The following is a 17,596-nucleotide window of genomic DNA, read 5'->3' on the forward strand; positions in this document are numbered from 1 at the left end:
CGTATTCCCGGTCAGGATGCCGGAGCAGTGCCGTCGGTGCGCGCGGATGCCCCGCCACCGAGCTCCGAGAGCATCTCGGCGAAGCGATCGAGGTCGGCCTGCGACCATCGGCCGAGCCGCTCGGCGAGCCGGGCCTCGTAGCGCGAGCGCGCGGCCGTGACCTTCTGCTGGGCCAGCTCGGTGGCCACGAGAACCCGCGCGCGACGGTCATCGGGATCACGCACGCTCTCGACGAGCCCCAGCTGCTCGAGCTGCCGCACCTGGCGACTGACAGCGGTCTTGTCGGTCTGCAGGCGGTCGATGATCGCCCCGGCCGATGTGGCCTTGCCCGTCGCGATGGAGGTCAGCACCTGGTAGCCGAGGGGCTGCAGATCGGGATGCACGGTCTGTGCCGCCTCCCGCCAGCTCACGCGGATGCGGGCGAAGAGCCGCCCCAGTTCGTGCTCGACGCGCGACACCGCCTCGTCGAGGTCGAGGGCCCCTGCGGACGCGGCGTCCTGGGCGGATGCGTCGGGTCCGGCGGGTTCGTCGGAAGAGGCACTCATGATCGCCATGATACGGCGAAGCCCCGCTGCCGGTGCGACAGCGGGGCTTCGATCAGATCGTGGACGCGTGACCCGTCCGCACGGTCACTTGTCGAGCAGGCCCGCGGCGGTGAGCCACTCCTCCGCCGCCGTCGCCGCCGACGCCTTCTCGTCGCCCTCGACCCGGTCGCGCAGCTCGATCAGGTCGTCGGTGGTGAGCTTCGCCGAGATGCCGTTGAGCACCTCTGCGAGCTTGTCCGTGTAGATGTCCTTCGAGAGCAGCGGGATGACGTTCTGCGCCGAGATCATGTTCTCGGGGTCGTCGAGGACGACGAGGTCCTCCGACTTGATCGCCGGCGAGGTCGTGTAGATGTCCGCCACCTGCACCGTGCCGTCGACGAGCGCCTGCACCGTGTCGGGTCCGCCGAAGTCCTCGTACGGGACGAAAGTGACCTGACCGGCTTCCGTGCCGACGCCGTAGACGTCGCGCAGACCGGGGATGCCGTAGCCGAGTTCGCCGAACTGCGGGTTCGAGGCGAGCGAGAAGGGCTCCAGCGCCTTGAGGTCGCCGATGGCCTTCAGGTTGTTGTCGTCGGCGGTCTCCTTCGTCACGACATAGGCATCCTTGTCCTCGGCTTCGGCCGAGTCGAGCACCTGCAGGTCGTCTGCACCCACGGCGTCCGGCAGTGCCGCGTCGACGTCTTCGGTCGTGCGCTCCGCGTATTCCGTGTCGTAGTACGCCAGCAGGTTGCCGTTGTACTCGGGGATGAGGTTGATCGAGCCGTCCTGCAGGGCGGGGATCGTCTGCTGGCGCGGGCCGATGTTGAACTTGGTGGTCACGTCGAAGCCTTCGCCCTCGAGCGCCTGCGCGTAGATCTCGCCGAGGATCTCGCTCTCGGGGAAGGCGAAGGAGCCCACGATGATGGCGTCGCCGTCGGCGGCCCCACCGGACTCGCCGCCGGACGACGTCGGGTCGGAGGTCGCGCAGCCGGTGAGTGCGACGGTGGTGCTGACGGCGAGCAGGCAGGCCGTCAGCCAGGTCTTACGGGCTCGAGAGGTCATGCGGGGGTCCTTTCGTCGAGAGTCGGCGCCACAGCGGCATCCGACCTTTTTCGCTGAACGTTGCGGAGGGGGCGTGCCGCCTGCCCCCGGGTGCGGGTGAGGCGCTGGAGAATGGCGAAGACACCGTCGACGCCCAGCGCGAGAACGGTCACCAGGAGCGCACCCCCGAGGATCACGGTGTAGTCGTTGAGGCCGATTCCCGACGAGATGATGCGCCCGAGTCCGCCGAGTCCGACGTACGACGCGATCGTCACGGTCGCGATGACCTGCAGCGTGGCCGAGCGGATCCCGCCGATGATGACAGGAAGCCCGAGCGGGATCTCGACCTTGCGGAGGATCTGCATCTCGGTCATCCCGATCGCGCGCGCCGCATCGATCGCCTCGCGCCCCACGCTCTCGAGCCCGGCGTAGGCGCCGGCGAGCAGCGACGGGATCGCCAGCAGGACGAACGCGATGACGGAGCCGACGAGCACGGCCGGAGTGGTGCTGAGGCCGGAGCGCAGCACCATCGTGAGGAAGAACAGGAGCCCCAGCGTCGGGAGGGCGCGCATGGCGCCGGTGAAGCCGATCACGAACTGCCGACCGCGCCCCGTGTGCCCGATGTAGAAGCCGAGCGGAAGGGCGATCAGCATCGCGATCGCTAGCGAGACCCCCGAGTAGAGGAGGTGCTCGACGAGCCGGTCGCCGATGGGCAGGGGGCTCTGCGAGCCGGGCACCCAGTTGGCGGGATCGAAGATCCAGGCGATGGCGTCGAGGAAGAAGTTCATCAGGCCCCCGTACCCGGGTGGGCGAGCATTCGCGGGCTGCGAGCGCTGTCGGCGTCGATGTCCGCATCCGCATCCGGCTCGCCGTCGGAGGAGCGGCCGCGCCGCGAGCGCCGGTCGGAGACGCGGCTCCAGGGCATCAGGATGCGCCCGATCGCCACGAGGATCAGGTCGAAGACGAGCGCGATGAGCAGACTCATGACGATCCCGACGACGACCTCCTCGAGGATGCCGCGCTGCTTGCCGTTCTGGAACAGGTAGCCCAGGTTCTCGGAGCCGATGATCACGCCGACCGAGACGAGCGCGATCGTCGAGACCGACACCACGCGCAGGCCGGCGATCAGCACCGGGCCGGCGAGGGGGAACTCGACGCGCCAGAATCGTCCGCCTCGCGAGAAGCCGGTGGCCTTCGCCGACTCGATGATCGCCCGATCGACCGACCCGAAGGCATCCGTCGCCGAGCGCAGCATGATCGCGACCGCGTAGATCGTGAGGGCCACGACGAGGTTCGTGTCATCGAGGATCCGGGTGCCGAGGATGACCGGCAGGATGACGAACAGCGGCAGCGACGGGATCGTGTAGAGCAGGCTGCCCGTCGTGACGATGACGGTTCTGGCCACGCGATTGCGACTGGCCACCCAGCCCAGCGGCACCGCGATCACGAAGCCGAGGAGGATGGGGATGATCGCCAGACGCACGTGGTTGATCGTGAGATCGAAGATCAGGCCGAGATTTGAGGCGATCCAGTTCACCGAAGCACCGTTCTGTACGGTCTTGGGACGCCGAATCGCGAAGTCAAGACATTCGACTGAACCACAGAACATCTCGATCGACAACCCGAGACGACACGAGGAGTGATCGTTCGGGTGCGACGCTCAGACCTCTGCGAGCAGTCGGAAGACCTTCGAGGCGGCCTCGATCTCGTCGGGGGTGAGCTCCGCGACCACGGTGCGCAGCCGCGACGCATGGTCGCTGCGCAGCTCGGCGAGAGCGGCGCAGGCCGACGGCGTCGCCGTCAGCACCCGCAGCCGTCCGTCCCGCGCGTCGGCCCTCGAGGCCAGCAGTCCGAGCTCCTCGAGCATCCGCACGTGGCGGCTGATGACGGACTTGTCCATCTCGAACCGCTCCGCCAGCTCGTGGGCGCTGGCCGAGCCCGCGCGGTCGATGAAGGCGAGCAGCTTGTAGCCGCCGACCTGCAGTTCGGGGTCGATCCTCGCCGCCGACTCCCGCCAGAGCGTCCTGGTCCTCGCGAAGATGAGGTTCAGATGCGTCTGCAGGTCGCCGAGGGCGGTGTCCACATCTGCGGACACCGCCGCTTCTGAGACTGTCATCTCAGTTCCTCGGCTCCCGGCCCTGCTCGCCCTGGCGTTCGTGTTCGAGAACGGTGACCGACCCGGTGGGGGTCGACGCCTGGACACCCGAGATCCGAATGGTGCCGGTCGACATGTTCGCCCCGACCTCCGCCTCAGAGACGTCGAGCACCGACTCCTCGGCCTGCTCGCGCAGCTGCTCCGCGGCGTTCTTGGTCGAGAGCGGCTTGTTGCGGATGAACGCGATCGCGATGATCGAGATCACGGCGAGCGGGATCGCGATGATGAAGGCATCCGCGATGCCGTGGCCGTAGGCGCCCTCGACGATCGAACGGATGGTGTCGGGGAGCTGCGTCACCTTGGGCACGTCGCCGGAGGCGAGGTGGGTGAGTGCGTCGACCTCGTCGGGAGTGGTCGGCGTGAAGCCCTCGAGCGCGTCGGACATGTACGAGGCGACGCTCGTCGACAGCAGCGAACCCATGACCGTCACGCCGATGGTGCCGGCGATGGTGCGGAAGAAGTTCACGTTCGACGACGCGGCTCCCAGCTGCTTCGGGTTCGTGTCGTTCTGCACGATGAGGGTGAGGTTCTGCATCACCATGCCGAGTCCGGCGCCGAGGACGAACATGTACGTCGCGACGAGGGCGAACGGGGTGTCGTAGCGCAGCGTCGCCATCAGGCTCACACCGACCGTGGTGAGGACGGAGCCCGTGAGCATCCAGCCCTTCCACTTGCCGAACCGGCTCACCAGCTGGCCGATGATGATCGACGCGCCCATCTGGCCGATGATCATCGGAATGGTCATGAGGCCGGATTCGGTGGGTGTGGCGCCGCGGGCCAGCTGGAAGTACTGCGCGAGGAACACCGAGGTCGCGAACATCGAGACGCCGATCGCGATCGACGCGATGACGGAGAGCGTGAAGGTGCGGTTGCGGAACAGCGACATCGGCACGATCGGTTCCTTGACGAAGAACTCGACGGTGATGAATCCGGCGATCGCGACCGCCGCGGTGACGACGAGCATGATGCTGGTCGAGGAGTCCCAGTCGAACTGGCTGCCGCCCATCGACACCCAGATCAGCAGGGTCGAGACGCCGACCGCGAGCAGGACGATGCCGAAGTAGTCGATCGAGACCTTGGTGTCGCGCTGCGGCTTGGGCAGGTGCAGCGTGAACTGCAGCAGCACGAGCGCGAGGAGCGCGAAGGGCACGCCGACGAAGAAGTTGGAGCGCCAGCCCCACACGTCGGTGAGGAGTCCGCCGAGCAGCGGGCCGCCGATGGTGCCGAGGGCCATGATCCCGCCGACGACGCCCATGTACTTGCCGCGCTCACGGGGCGAGATGATCAGCGCGACCGCGATCATGACGAGCGACATCAGGCCGCCGACGCCGATGCCCTGGATCACGCGCACGGCGATGAGCATGTTCGTGTCGGTCGAGAAGCCTGCGATCACCGTGCCGACGGTGAAGATGATGAGCGAGATCTGCACGAGGATCTTGCGATCGACGAGGTCGGCGAGCTTTCCCCAGATCGGGGTCGAGACGGCGGTCGCCAGCAGGCTCGCGGTGATGACCCAGGTGTACTGGGACTGCGTGCCGCCGAGGTCGGCGATGATGACCGGCATCGAGGTCGATACGACCGTGCCCGAGAGCACGGCGACGAACATGCCGACGACGAGGCCGGAGATCGCGGTGAAGACCTCGCGCGGCGAGCGTGTGGGCTCAGCGAGAGAAGAGGAAGAGACGTGGGTCACAGTGGGATGCTCCTGTGTAGAAAGTTGATAAGAATCAACTATACGCCCGATGGTTGCTAAAGCACAACTGTCGACCTGGAGCAACCATCCGGGGCCCCTCGACCGGCCGGGCGGGGCGTCACATCCTCGCGTAGCGTGCCCGAGCCACGCAGAACAGGCCGTACACGGCGAGCCCCGCGCCCACCACGCAGAGGATGAACACCCCGAAGGGCAGCCCCGCGAGGCTGCGCAACGCGGAGTCGAGACCGCCGGCCGCCTCGGGGTCGTGCGTGAGAGCGGCGATGACGAACAGCACGCCGGCGACGGCGACCGCGATCCCCTTGGCGATGTAGCCGGCGACGCCGAACGCGATGATGCCCGAGCGCGCCGCGCCACCGGGCAGCGACAGGTTCTTCGTGAACGCCCGCGTGACACCCCGCACGATGAACGCGACACCCACCGCGACGACGACGAGGCCCACGAGCACGAGCAGCACGACGCCGGCCGGCACGGCCAGCAGGCGTGCGCTGAACGACTGCGACGAATCCGAGGACTCTGACCGCCCGCCGAGCGCGTACACGAGAGCGGTCGCTCCGATGGCGATGTACGCCACCGCCGTCCCCGCGAACTTGACGCGGTGAGCCCACTTCTTCTTGGCATCGGCATCGCTCTCGACGACCGCCTCCGCGATCTGCCAGATCGCGAGCGCGAACAGCCCGAGCACGATGATCCAGAGCAGAGCGGTGCCGGCGGGTGACTGCTGGATCTGCGACAGCGCTCCCCCCTGATCGGCGCTGCCCCGGCCGCCGCCGGTCGCAAGGGAGACGGCGATGACGCCGATGAGCAGATGCAGGATGCCGAGCACGACGTAGCCGACCCTGGCGAGGATGCGGAACGCCGTGCTGCTCTGCGCGGCCCTGGCGGTGCCGGCCGCTGATGTGGGGACATTCATGGTGTCGTGGCGCTTTCGTCGGGGTGCGGGAAGGGAGTCGTGGCGGACAGGTGGGCGGCACGGCGATCGCGGGCGGCCTCGGCGCACACCCAGACGAGCGTGGCGACGCCGACGCCCTCGAGCATCCCGGCGACGACATCGCTGAGCCAGTGCGCCGCGAGGTAGGTGCGGCTCCACATCATCGTGATCACCCAGATCGCGCCCAGCACCCAGACGAGGCGGCGACGGAGGGCGATGCCGAGCACGACGACCACGGTGGTCGCGACCGCGGTGTGCCCGGAGGGAAAGGATGTGGCCATGCTCTCGGCCAGCGAGTCCTCGGGGCGCGTGCGTCCGATCACCGCTGCCATCGTCGCACCGAGCGCGACGACCGCGATCATGGCGATCGCCAGGGTCGCGGCGTCGCCCCGCCGGTCCCGCCGGAGCAGGAGGACGATCAGGGCGACGCCGACCAGGATCATGCCGAGGGTGCCTCCGACGACCGCGGGCACCCACGCGATGACGATGCCGACATCGCTCGATGCCGCCGCCATGACGTCGTGCCACCACACGTCGATCGTCAGCGGCTCATGCCCGCCGATCGCGACGATGCTGCGCAGCGCGACGAAGGCGACGACGGCCGAGATGCCCGTCAGCAGTGCGGCGTTGCGACGGGCAGCATCGGACACGCGCGATCAGGCGAGGGGTTCGTTGTCACGGATGCTTCTGCGGGTGACCCGCTCGCCCGTTGCGGGGTCGACCGCGGTGCGGTCGACGGTCTCGGTGCGCCTGCTGCGCGTGACGAAGACGAGGCTGATCAGGAACACCAGTGCGCCGGCGCCCATGAGGATGTAGCCGATCAGATCGAGGTCGACGAAGCCGCCGGTGTCGATGTTGAGCGCGAAGACGAGAATCGCTCCGATGACGATGAGCGCGATGCCGGTTCCGATACCCATGATGTGGATTCCTCTCCTGGGCCGCCTCGGCGGGGCCCGTTGGCACCAACATATGGTCAATCCACGTTGAGTCAATAGCCGTGGACAGATCAGCGGGCGTCTGGTAACGATGAAGGTGATGACCGACCTGGAACGCCGCACGGGGATCTTCGCCGCCCTCGCCGATCAGTCGCGCCTGCGGATCGTCGACCTGCTCACGACCGGCGATCTGTCGTCCTCCGAGATCGGGGCGACCCTCGGCCTTCGCTCCAATCTGGTCGCGCATCATCTCGGCGTCCTCGAATCGGCGCAGATCATCACCCGTTCGCGCTCCGAATTCGACCGACGCCGCAACTACATCGGCCTTCGCCCCGAGGTCTTCGACACTCTCGCACCCGCCAGCATCGTGCCGCCGCAGCGCGTGCTGTTCGTGTGCACCGCGAACTCGGCGCGGTCGCAGCTCGCCGAGGCCATCTGGCGCGAGACGAGCGCGGTCGACGTCGCATCGGCGGGAACGCGGCCCGCGAACGCGGTGAACCCCGAGGCGACGGCGTCGGCCGCCCGCCACGGCCTCACCATCGCGTCAGACCATCCCCCGCAGCACATCGACGACGTCCGTGCGGACGGCGACCTCGTGATCACGGTGTGCGACGACGCCCACGAGCGGCTGCGCGACGGCGACGATCTGCACTGGTCCATCCGCGATCCTGCGAGGATCGGCACCGCCGCCGCGTTCGACGCGGCCTTCGACACTCTCTTCCGCCGGATCCGCTCCTTCTCGTCCCGGCTTCTCCCGATCTGAGCAGTGTCCTCAGCCCGTGCGACGACGTGCAGGCAGAATCTCAGGGGTGCGAGCACCCGACCGGGATCGTCGGCGGACGGCGTTCCGTCAGAGGTGGGTGTGGAGGGCGGGGAGAGCCCCCCACACCGAGCCCGCAGCGTGAAGTACGGGACTTTGAGTGTGGATCACTGGGGAAAACGATCCACTATGTACATCACGGGGATCCCCCATCGTGACGTGAAAACGTGAAGGGAATCTTCGCTGTGCAGAGAATCGCCTGATTTCACGAGGGGCGCCTCAGATTTCATGATCCGGCGTCACGATTCCACGGTTCGGGGATGCGGTAGATAGGTCGACAGATATCGGCAGGCCTCATGCCTGCTGTTTCGGGCCCCGCCTTTCAGGCGTCCAGCGAACAGGGGGAGAGGGTCTCGACTCTCTCCCCCTTCTTCTCATGTCGCTGATCGCTGATCGCTGATCGCTGATCGCTGATCGCTGATCGCTGAGTCATCGTGCAGTGAACTCGGTTTCCGCCCAGGGGCCGAAGTCTCGTGTTTCTGGGAGTGCGTACCGGAGAAGGAGCACCCGGTCGCCCGGCGTGACTGCGAGATACTCGTTCCACGCGCCCGAGGCGGGCACGGTCAGGGTGTGAATCGATGGCTGACCGAGGATCTGGCGCTGGATCACCGTGCCAGGAGGCAGGTCCAGACGAAAGTTGAACCGTGTCGCGTCCACCACAGCACCGGCGAGCGGGCGCGCAGCTGCAGGAGCATCCGTGACGGTGTAGGTCACCGGAGCAGACGGCTTCGAGTCGAGCCCGAGCACGGTCTGAGATGCGGAGACGGTGAAAGTACCGGGCCCGTTCTGTGTGAGCGACATCGTCCAGCGCCCTCGACTGTCTGCTGTCGTCACAGCGACGAGAGTGCCGGTGGCGTCGCTGATCTCGATCCGCGCGCCGGGGACAGCGTCCGTCCCCGTCACTCGGGGGTACATGCGGGAGTCATCCTGGAGAACCGCCATGTCAGGTGTTTCAGGGTCCGAAGGAGCGACCGTCGGGGTCGGCGTTCCCGGGTTCTGTCGCGTATCCGGGGGCTGGACGGTGTCCGTCGGGTCTTGCGGGCGATCGGTGACGACAGGGGTGTCTGGCCGCGTCGCCCCGGGAGGCGGCATCACCGGATCCTCATTGAGGGGTGCGTCTTGGGTTTCTTTCACGAAAGGAAGCGGCGAAGGCACGGGCCTCGAGGCGATCGGGGTCTGCGTCTGCTCTTCTGATGCGAGCGGGTTCGCGTCCGAGCCCGGCTGCCAGAGGGTCGCGGCGGCACTTCCACCGCCGATCAGGACGACGGCCACGAGCGCCGCTGCCCCCAGACGACGAGTCGTCAGACTGCGGGGTCCCTCGCGGACGGGTCCTTCGGCAGCCGCCGCGGTCGTGACCGGCAGCTGCATCTCGGGCATCGTCGGGGGCCGCATGGTCGACAGATACCCGACGGCACCTGCCGCGCCGGCCACTGCGGGAAGCAAGGCGAGAGCGAGGGAGTGTGCGATCTCGCGGGCTTCCTTCAGCGCTGCTGTACACGATTCGCATGTCGCGATATGCGAATCGACCTTCTTGGTCGCGCGCGGGGAAAGACCGCCGCGCGAGTACGCGCCGATGTCGGAGAGGATCTGCTGACATTCCGGCGAATCCGCTCTGGCGAGCTGGGCAGTCACCCAGGCATCGCGGAAACCGCGTTTCGCTCGGAGCACGAGCGCGGAGACGGCGTTGGCGGAGAGTCCGAGAGATCCGGTCATCTCTCTCGGCGGGAGACCGTCGACCTCGGCATACCACAGCGCTTCCTGCCACCGTAGAGGGAGAGACTGGAACGCTTCACTGACGGCGCGGTGGCGTTGCCCCTGAATCGCAGCGCTTTCACCATCAGGTGCGTCCGCATCGACCATGAAGTCGAAGTCGATCTCTGCGCGAGGCACGTCCCGGTTGTATTGGCGCCGCGCGACGTTCCGCACCGTCGTGATCAGGTAAGGGCGGAATGCCCCTTGGGGCCCTTTACCGGCCTGAAGGGCCACGAGGAGTCGTTCGAAGGCTTCGGAGACGAGGTCGTCGGCGTCGAGACCGGCGAAGCCGCGCGCAACCGATCGGGCCGGTCCGGCATGCCGTTCCCACAGCAGTCCATAGGAGCGCATGTCGCCTCGGCGAACATGCTCGAGGAGCTCCTCGTCTGAGATCTCCTCGATCTGCTCTTCCTGATTGTCGTTCATCACGTTTCTTCTCTCGTGGCCCCCGCTGCTCGGAACGCAGCAGCGGCCACGGACTTTCGCCCGTGGCCGCCGCTGCATCGATATCAGACCTGCGTGGCAGACCCGATCCGCTCGGCACGACGCCTGGAGACGAGCCACAGCCCGAGAATCAGGAGCGCAGCACCAGCGACACCGCCACCGATCCAGATCACCCCACCCGTGGTCGCCAGGCCCGGCGGAACGACCGTCGTCGTCGTCCGGCAATCCGGATCGTCCGAGTCGTTCGAGCAGTTTGCTCCCGACCCGTCGGGGGTGACCACGACATTGCGGAGCTGCCCTGTGGAGGTCACCGTGACGGAGTAGGTGACATCGACGCTCTCGCCCACGCCGACAGCTCCAGACCAGGACAGAACAGGCTTGTCGTAGGTCGCACCCTCGGTGGCGTCTCCGTTGTAAGAGCCCACGGCCAGCGCCGACGTCAGATCATCGGTGAACGTCGCAGGACGTTCGTCGGTGTACGCGACCTTTCCGGTGTTGGTCACGGTGATCGTGAACGTCACTCTGTCTCCCACCGATGCCGTCGCTGTCGAGACGGTCTTCGTCACGTGGTAGCTGGACACCGGAGTGTTCGTGATGCAGTCCGAATCACCCACACATCCGCCACCCGGGCCGTCGCTCGTCACGCTGTTCCGGAGATTTCCGTCGCCGGTCGCCGGCTGGTTCACCGTGACCGAGTAGGTGATCGCCACGGTTTCACCGATTGCGAGCTCGCCTGCCCAGCTGAGGGTGTTCCCCGTGACCTGCGCACCAGCGGTGGCGTCGTCGTTGTAGGACGCGTCGTCGAACACGTCGGACAGGTCATCGACGATGGACGCCGGAGCGTCCTGCGTGTACGGCACCTGTCCGGTGTTCGTGACGGTGACCGTGTAGGTGACGACACCTCCGAGGGTGACGTCCTCGACATCTGCAGACTTCTCGACCGCGTAGGAGGCGACCGGCGTGTCAGTGATGCACGAGCCCTCGACGCACGAGCCTCCCGGTGAAGACGGTGCGACCACGTTGCGAAGCGTGAAGTCCCCCGTGACGGGGTCGTTCACGGTCACGGTGTAGGTCACCTGAATCGTCTCGCCGACTTGCAGCGGTCCGTTCCACGTGAGCGTGTCACCTGACACCTCGCCGCCGACCGAGACGTCGTCGTTGTAGTCGGCGTCGTCGAGCACGCGGGAGAGGTCATCGGTGAACGACGCCGGGTTCTCGTCGGTGTAGGCGACCGCGCCCGTGTTGGTCACGGTGACCGTGTAGGTCACGACATCGCCGGGAAGAGCCGTGCCGGGAGACGCCGACTTCGCAACCGTGTACGAGGCGGCGGGAACGTTCGCCACGCATGCAGGATCTGTCGATCCCTCCACGCAGTTGCCGCCCGTCCCCGGGGGTGTCACCACCGTGTTGGCGAGCTGCCGATCACCTGTGGCCGGATCGTTCACAGTCACCGAGTAGGTGATGGTGACGGTCTCGCCGACATCCAGCGCGTCGGACCATGCCAGCTGCGGGTCGGTGTAGCTGACGCCTGCGCCGCTCGAGCTCGTCGCATCGCCGTTGTAGACCGCGTCATCGAGCACCGCCGACAGGTCGTCGGTGAACGACGCGGGAGCGTCATCCGTATAGGCGACCTTGCCGATGTTCGTCACGGTGATCGAGTACTCGACGACGTCGCCGGGCAGCACCTCCGTGGCGACGGTGGACTTGACCACGCGGTACGAGCCCGCGGGGGTGTCGGTCGTGCAGGCGCCGTCGCAACCGCCTCCCGGTGCGGTCGGAGTGACCGCGTTGAGAAGCTCGAAGTCACCCGTGATGGGATCGTCCACGGTCACCGAGTACGTCACCTCGATCGACTCACCGACGCCGAGGGCTCCGGACCAGGAGAGGGTGTTTCCCGAGACCTCCGCACCGTTCGATGCGTCGTCGTTGTACACCGCATCGTCCAGCACACCCGAGAGGTCGTCCTCGAAGGTCGCAGGCATGTCATCCGTGTACGGGACCTCACCGGTGTTGGTCACCGTGACCGTATAGGTCACGACGCCCCCGGGGAGCACCGTCGCCGAGTCCGATGCCTTGGACACCGTGTAGGACGCGACCGGAGTCTCGGTCACACAGTTCTCATCCGGATCGCAGCTGCTTCCCGGTCCGGTCGGAACCACCGCGTTGCGCAGGGTGCGGTCACCGGTGAGCGGGTCGTTCACCGTCACCGAGTAGGTGACGGTCGTGGTCTCGCCCACAGCGAGCGGGCCGGACCAGGTGAGCGTGTTCTCGGTCACGGTGCCGCCTGCAGAGACGTCGCCGTTGTACGTCGCGTCGTCGAGAACGCCAGACAGATCGTCATCGAACGACGCCGGGGCGGCATCCGTGTAGGCGACCTGACCGGTGTTGGTGACGGTCACCGAGTACGTGACGGTGTCCCCAGCCATGGCCGTGGTGGCATCAGATTCCTTCGACACCGTGTACGACGACACGGGGGTCGTGACGATGCATCCGTCGGTCACGCACTCACCCGTGGGGCCGTCCGGCACGACGGCGTTCTCGAGGATCGAGTCGCCGGCCGTAGGACTGTTCACCGTCACGGAGTACGTCACCGTCGCAGTGGCCCCGACAGCGAGCGGGCCGGACCAGGTGAGCGTTGTGTCGGTCACCGTGCCGCCTGCAGAGACATCACCGTTGTACGTCGCGTCGTCGAGCACACCCGACAGATCGTCCTCGAATGCAGCGGGGTCGGCGTCCGTGTAGTCGACGGCCCCCACGTTGGTGACGGTCACCGTGTAGGTGACCACGCCTCCCGGAGTCGTCGTCTGCGCATCGCTGGACTTCGAGACAGTGAACCCCTGGATCGGGGTCACCGTGCATTCTTCCGTCGCGGGGTCGCAAGGACCCGCCGGCGGGGTTCCCGGCGGCACGAGGAAGTTCGCTGCGGTGTTGTTCCCACGGTCGCCGAGCGCATTGACCGTCACCGTGTAGGTGACCTCGGCCGTCGCACCGGCGGCCAGGGTGCCGCGAATCTGCAGGATGTCGTCAGTCGGGCCGTCGACGGTCACCGAGCCGGTGTCGGACTCGGGAGCGCCGGTGAGCGTCGCGTCGTCGAGGACGTCGCTGAGGTCGTCATCGCGCAGCACATCGACGGTGGTGGCGCCCGTGTTGGTCACGACGACCGTATACGTGAGCTCGGTGCCGGTGCGCACGGGCGTCTCGGACGCCTCCACAGACTTCGTGTAGCTGACACCGGTGATCGGAGTCGTCGTGCAGTTGGGCTGTTCGGTGTCGGTCGGCACACACTCGCCACCAGGCGGCGGGGTCTCTCCCGGCGCGAGCAGGAAGTTCGAGGCGAGGCTGTCACCGCGCTCGTCGTCCGGCAGCACGGTGACCGTGTACGTGACCGTCGACGTCTGCCCCACCGGCACCGATCCCGTGACGGAGATCTCCGCACCGTCGCGGACGACCGTCAGTCCGTCAGAGCCTGTCGGCTCCGTGGTGACCGCTGCGTCGTCGAGGACGTAGGTGAGGTCGTCGACCGCATCGACGGTCGCGGGCGCCTGCCCGTCGTTGTCGAAGTACAGCGTGTACGTGATGGTCGATCCGGCCACCACCGGGTCGGACGATGCCTGAGCCGACTTCCACTGCGTCAACAGTGCCCCGGGAACCTGCACGCGGTCGCAGCTCTGCGCGCCGGGCAGGGTCTCGTCCTCAGGAATACAGGCGAGGTTGCGGAGGATCTGGTCGCCCTCACCCGTGTACGTCACGGAGTACGTGATGGTCGCCTGCTCGCCGGCAGCGAGCACACCGCTCCATCCGAGCGTGTTCCCGGTGCGAGTGGCTGTGCCGACGCTGGCTGTCAGCGACGCGTCGTCGAACGTCGCGTCGTCGAGCACCGCGCTCAGGTCGTCGGTCGCCGTCGCGGGGTTGCCGACGGTGTATGCGCCGGGTCCGGCGTTGCGCACGACGATCGTGAAGGTGGCCTGTTCGCCGATCGCGGGAAGCTCCGTCGTGTTGACGGACTTGTCGATCGTGAGGCGCGGCAGGTCGACCTCGGACACGGCGCAGGGCTGACCGGTGGCGTTGTCGATGCCCCCCGTTGCCGGATCGCAGGTGGGAGGTGTGGTGACCCCGGGGTCGTCCGGCACCCAGGCGACGTTGCGCACCTCACCGTTACCGCCGGTCTTGAGGGTCACGCTGTAGGTGATCTGGACGGACGCCCCGACGGCGAGCGGGCCCGACCAGGAGATCCGTGGGGACTGATAGCCGAGGTTTCCGGGAGCTGACGCCGCCACGTCCGCGTTGTAGTCGGCATCGTCGAGCACGCCCGACAGGTCGTCGAACACCACTGCGGGGTTGTTCGTGGTGTAAGCGCCGGCGCCGGTGTTGGTGGCGGTGACGGTGTAGTTCACGACATCACCCGGCCGCGAGTCGGCGGTGGCGTCGGAGGTCTTCTGGACCGAGAGCGCAAGTGCGCAGGACTGAGCGCTGCTCTGGTTGTTGTTCGCGTTCGGGTCAGCCTCGTTGCCAAGCACGGAGGCGGTGTTGGTGACACAGGCGGGCGGCGAGACGTTCGTATCGGCAGCGATCGTGAACGTCGTCGACTGGCCGACCGCAAGGCGTGAGCCGCTCACGGTGACGGTATTGCCCGCGATGGTCTCGCTGACGTTGCCCGTGACTGTCGGATTGCTGAGACCGGCGGGCAGGACGTCTGTGACGGTCCAGCCGCTCGAGACACCCGCACCGTTGTTCGTGACCGTGACGTTGTAGCTGATGCGGTCTCCGGACACGAAGGTCGCAGGACCGGTCTTGGTGATCGAGAGATCTGCCGGCAGGCCAGGGATCGCAGTTCCGTCGTTGCCGCTGGAGCCAGGGCCGGGCGTTGTCGAGACCGTTGTGAAGGTGGGGTTCGCGGACCCCGGGTTGGTGATGCGCAACTGCACGATGGTCCCCGTGCCGTTGTGCGAGAAGCCCAGGTTGCCGTTTCCGAAGCGCCAGGCGGCGCCCCAGGCGCCCGTCAGCGTGGTGGTGACGGCGCCGGGGAAGCGGGTGGTCTCCCCGGTGGTCGGGTTGATGCGGATGAGAGAGCCGGTCGGCTGGTCGGCGTTGTAGTCGTACGCCCAGAAGAACCCGTCGAGATACTCCATGTCAGCGATCGAGTACCCGCCGATCGACGGAGTTATCGACGCCACCTCCGCACCGGTCGAGACGTTGATCTGACGGATGATGGGATTCGTGTTCGAGCCGTTGGCGATGTACAGCCGCCCGTTGTCCGAGTTGAACGCGCCGACGAACTGTGTCGGTGGGGTGAAGGTCGAGGTACCCACTCGTGTGACCACGTTGCCTTGGCCGATCCGGATGATCGATCCGTTCGGAATGGACCCGATCGCAGTGGTGACGACACCGTAGATGTAGTTGTCAGAGGTATTGAAGCTGATGGCGTTGTAGTTGCCCGAGGCGAGACGGCCGCCCTCCGGGGTGAACGCGAACGTTCCATCGCCTGTCGTCTCGGCGCGGGAAAGTTGAGTGGTTTGACCAGCGTTGGACTGGGCGACGAAGACCGTGGGCGTACTCGGGTCGAAGGCGTCTCCCGGAGCAGCCATAGCCGGCGACGCGCCCACCAGGTTCATGCTCACCAGGGTGGCTGTCGCCAACGCCCCGGCGGAGACGAGGGCGAGAATCTTTCTCAGCCTCTCCCCCGCTCCCGATGTGAAGCGCTTCCTTCGCGCCGGCTTGCCGGTCATTGTTCCCCCTCGTTTATGTGTAGAAAAGATTCGGCACCGCCCCCACGCGGGGAACCTTAGCTCGCCGTTCGCTACCTACATCGCAGCTAGCCGGAATCGTGACGCGGCTCTGCAGGTTTTTTGACGCCGGAGCTCATCGCGCCCGATATACCGCTACGCCGGAGCGTAGAGCCGGCCCGAACCTCGGGAACGAGACTTTGCACGAAACGTGTCACGACGTGCCGAAAAGTTGCGTGAAATGACTTCTTGGGCTGGATCGAAAAGCAATTCGTCTGCCGTGGGGTGGGGGCGTCCGACAGGTGCGATACGTCGATCGCACACGAGCGGGAACCGTCGACCCTTAGCTGTGAGACTTCTTACGCATGGCACGGTAGAGCGACTGACGCGTGCCGAACCCCGCCAGCTTCGCGACGTCGGCCAACAGCAGATGGGGATTCTGTGCCCTGAGTTCCGACGCCGCTTTGAGACGCACCGTGCGGAGCTCGTCAGAGAAGGTCGTGCCGTGCGCGCTCAGCGATGATTGCACCGTGCGCACCGATATCCCGAGCGCGCGCGCGACGGCCGGCAGGGAGAGGTGCGGCGAGGAATAGTCCTGGAGCACGATCCGCATCACCTCGTCGAACACCTCCGCACGCCGCGGCGGCTCCCCGACCACTGCCGCAACGAGCGCGCGGCCGACCTCGCACGCCGCGTCACCCAGGGGTGACACGCCTGTCTCGATGCTCCTCGGCTCGATCGCGCAGAGGGACTTCACGAAGCTGATCAACGGTCTCAGAACGGAATCTGCGGGATCTTCGTCGCCGATCCGCTCGAACTCGACCTGGCGTTCGCCGACGAGTTCCGTCTCATCGAGGCTGACGAAGACGAGCTCGGTCGCCTCCGAAGCCCGGAAGGTCACGGGGTCTGTGCCGGGCGGTACGACGAACCAGGAGGACCGCCGATCGACTATCGGCGAGTCCGAGTGGATCTCCAGCCCGGTTCCCTCGGCCGCGATCACGACGACGCGCTTGTGCGACGCCTCGTCTCGCGGCCAGACGACAGTCGAGGCCGGCAACCTGACATGGGCGAACAGGAACTGCCCGATGCGCACGAGGTTCGCCCGGAGCTCAGTGCTCTCTTCGGGCACTTCAGAGAACTGGATGTTCGCCGACGCCATGTACGAAGTGAGCGGGCGAAGGGCGAGCAGATCAGCCTTTCCTGCAGCTCGGAACTTCGCGAGTTCCAAGCCGGTACGGCCGATGGCCTCGGAACGTCGTCGTAGCACTCTGTCCCCCTCGTTGCGCGGAATCGCTACCATTTTCACGATACCCGGGGGAAACGAGACGGCTCGAAGAGCCGGGGACGAGGGAGGGGCAGTGTCGACACGGATGGGGTCTTTCGCTTGCGTTGGGAAGCGAGGGCACAGTCGGACCGTTCCCTCACCTGTCCCTGGGGAGGACAGCATCTAGGGGGAGATAGGCGGGAGCCGAAAGGTCGAGTCCCACCGCTTACATTCGCGGAGCTCCGGATCGTGACGCGTCTTCGAGGGAATCGAGCGGAACACGCAGCGCATGCTCC

Annotated in this window: 13 protein-coding genes; 1 reads left to right on the forward strand and 12 read right to left on the reverse strand. The window is 66.8% G+C overall.

The window, feature by feature from the left end:
• Nucleotides 1-11: 11 nt before the first annotated feature.
• The 9 genes from DXT68_RS14025 to DXT68_RS14065 form a co-directional block, all read right to left on the reverse strand.
• Nucleotides 12-545, reverse strand: a complete 534-nt coding sequence (locus tag DXT68_RS14025; protein WP_052677726.1) for a MarR family winged helix-turn-helix transcriptional regulator — start codon at nucleotides 543-545, stop codon at nucleotides 12-14.
• Between the two features lie 84 nt (nucleotides 546-629).
• Nucleotides 630-1,586: an ABC transporter substrate-binding protein gene (locus DXT68_RS14030; RefSeq protein ID WP_045254142.1), complete on the reverse strand. Its 957-nt coding sequence runs from the start codon at nucleotides 1,584-1,586 to the stop codon at nucleotides 630-632.
• Nucleotides 1,583-2,353, reverse strand: a complete 771-nt coding sequence (locus DXT68_RS14035; RefSeq protein ID WP_045254143.1) for an ABC transporter permease — start codon at nucleotides 2,351-2,353, stop codon at nucleotides 1,583-1,585. The genes DXT68_RS14030 and DXT68_RS14035 overlap by 4 nt, the downstream gene beginning before the upstream one ends.
• Nucleotides 2,353-3,102 (reverse strand): ABC transporter permease, encoded by a 750-nt coding sequence (locus tag DXT68_RS14040; protein ID WP_082068921.1) that lies wholly within the window; start codon nucleotides 3,100-3,102, stop codon nucleotides 2,353-2,355. Before DXT68_RS14040 ends, DXT68_RS14035 begins: the two co-directional genes overlap by 1 nt.
• 123 nt (nucleotides 3,103-3,225) lie before the next feature.
• Nucleotides 3,226-3,681, reverse strand: coding sequence for a MarR family winged helix-turn-helix transcriptional regulator (locus DXT68_RS14045; protein ID WP_045254144.1), 456 nt, complete (start codon nucleotides 3,679-3,681; stop codon nucleotides 3,226-3,228).
• Between the two features lies 1 nt (nucleotide 3,682).
• Nucleotides 3,683-5,413 (reverse strand): DHA2 family efflux MFS transporter permease subunit, encoded by a 1,731-nt coding sequence (locus DXT68_RS14050; RefSeq protein WP_052677714.1) that lies wholly within the window; start codon nucleotides 5,411-5,413, stop codon nucleotides 3,683-3,685.
• A gap of 118 nt (nucleotides 5,414-5,531) precedes the next feature.
• Nucleotides 5,532-6,344, reverse strand: a complete 813-nt coding sequence (locus DXT68_RS14055; RefSeq protein ID WP_045254145.1) for a DUF1206 domain-containing protein — start codon at nucleotides 6,342-6,344, stop codon at nucleotides 5,532-5,534.
• Nucleotides 6,341-7,012, reverse strand: coding sequence for a phosphatase PAP2 family protein (locus DXT68_RS14060; protein ID WP_045254146.1), 672 nt, complete (start codon nucleotides 7,010-7,012; stop codon nucleotides 6,341-6,343). The genes DXT68_RS14055 and DXT68_RS14060 overlap by 4 nt, the downstream gene beginning before the upstream one ends.
• A gap of 6 nt (nucleotides 7,013-7,018) precedes the next feature.
• A complete protein-coding gene (locus DXT68_RS14065) occupies nucleotides 7,019-7,279 on the reverse strand; it encodes a DUF6458 family protein (RefSeq protein WP_045254147.1) in 261 nt (86 codons plus the stop codon).
• 118 nt (nucleotides 7,280-7,397) lie between these two features.
• Between DXT68_RS14065 and DXT68_RS14070 the strand changes: the two genes are divergently transcribed.
• Nucleotides 7,398-8,060 carry an arsenate reductase/protein-tyrosine-phosphatase family protein gene (locus DXT68_RS14070; RefSeq protein ID WP_082068922.1) on the forward strand — a complete coding sequence of 221 codons (663 nt, stop codon included), beginning with the start codon at nucleotides 7,398-7,400 and terminating at the stop codon, nucleotides 8,058-8,060.
• Between the two features lie 486 nt (nucleotides 8,061-8,546).
• Here the strand turns inward: DXT68_RS14070 and DXT68_RS14075 are convergent, their stop codons facing one another.
• The 3 genes from DXT68_RS14075 to DXT68_RS14085 form a co-directional block, all read right to left on the reverse strand.
• Nucleotides 8,547-10,373: a sigma-70 family RNA polymerase sigma factor gene (locus tag DXT68_RS14075; RefSeq protein WP_082068923.1), complete on the reverse strand. Its 1,827-nt coding sequence runs from the start codon at nucleotides 10,371-10,373 to the stop codon at nucleotides 8,547-8,549.
• Nucleotides 10,374-10,378: 5 nt separating this feature from the next.
• Nucleotides 10,379-16,039, reverse strand: a complete 5,661-nt coding sequence (locus DXT68_RS14080) for a DUF11 domain-containing protein (protein WP_082068924.1) — start codon at nucleotides 16,037-16,039, stop codon at nucleotides 10,379-10,381.
• A 340-nt stretch (nucleotides 16,040-16,379) separates the two neighbouring features.
• Entirely contained in the window at nucleotides 16,380-17,483 is a 1,104-nt protein-coding gene (locus DXT68_RS14085; protein WP_082068925.1) for a helix-turn-helix domain-containing protein, read from the reverse strand.
• Between the last annotated feature and the right edge of the window lie 113 nt (nucleotides 17,484-17,596).

The organism is Microbacterium foliorum, assembly GCF_003367705.1.
Lineage (GTDB): Bacteria > Actinomycetota > Actinomycetes > Actinomycetales > Microbacteriaceae > Microbacterium > Microbacterium foliorum.

Coding starts and splice junctions, on each gene's coding strand:
- DXT68_RS14025 (WP_052677726.1), bottom strand. CDS start 545: ATGAGTGCCTCTTCCGACGAACCCGCCGGACCCGACGCATCCGCCCAG.
- DXT68_RS14030 (WP_045254142.1), bottom strand. CDS start 1,586: ATGACCTCTCGAGCCCGTAAGACCTGGCTGACGGCCTGCCTGCTCGCC.
- DXT68_RS14035 (WP_045254143.1), bottom strand. CDS start 2,353: ATGAACTTCTTCCTCGACGCCATCGCCTGGATCTTCGATCCCGCCAAC.
- DXT68_RS14045 (WP_045254144.1), bottom strand. CDS start 3,681: ATGACAGTCTCAGAAGCGGCGGTGTCCGCAGATGTGGACACCGCCCTC.
- DXT68_RS14055 (WP_045254145.1), bottom strand. CDS start 6,344: ATGAATGTCCCCACATCAGCGGCCGGCACCGCCAGGGCCGCGCAGAGC.
- DXT68_RS14065 (WP_045254147.1), bottom strand. CDS start 7,279: ATGGGTATCGGAACCGGCATCGCGCTCATCGTCATCGGAGCGATTCTC.
- DXT68_RS14070 (WP_082068922.1), top strand. CDS start 7,398: ATGACCGACCTGGAACGCCGCACGGGGATCTTCGCCGCCCTCGCCGAT.
- DXT68_RS14075 (WP_082068923.1), bottom strand. CDS start 10,373: ATGCAGCGGCGGCCACGGGCGAAAGTCCGTGGCCGCTGCTGCGTTCCG.
- DXT68_RS14080 (WP_082068924.1), bottom strand. CDS start 16,039: ATGACCGGCAAGCCGGCGCGAAGGAAGCGCTTCACATCGGGAGCGGGG.
- DXT68_RS14085 (WP_082068925.1), bottom strand. CDS start 17,483: ATGCTGTCCTCCCCAGGGACAGGTGAGGGAACGGTCCGACTGTGCCCT.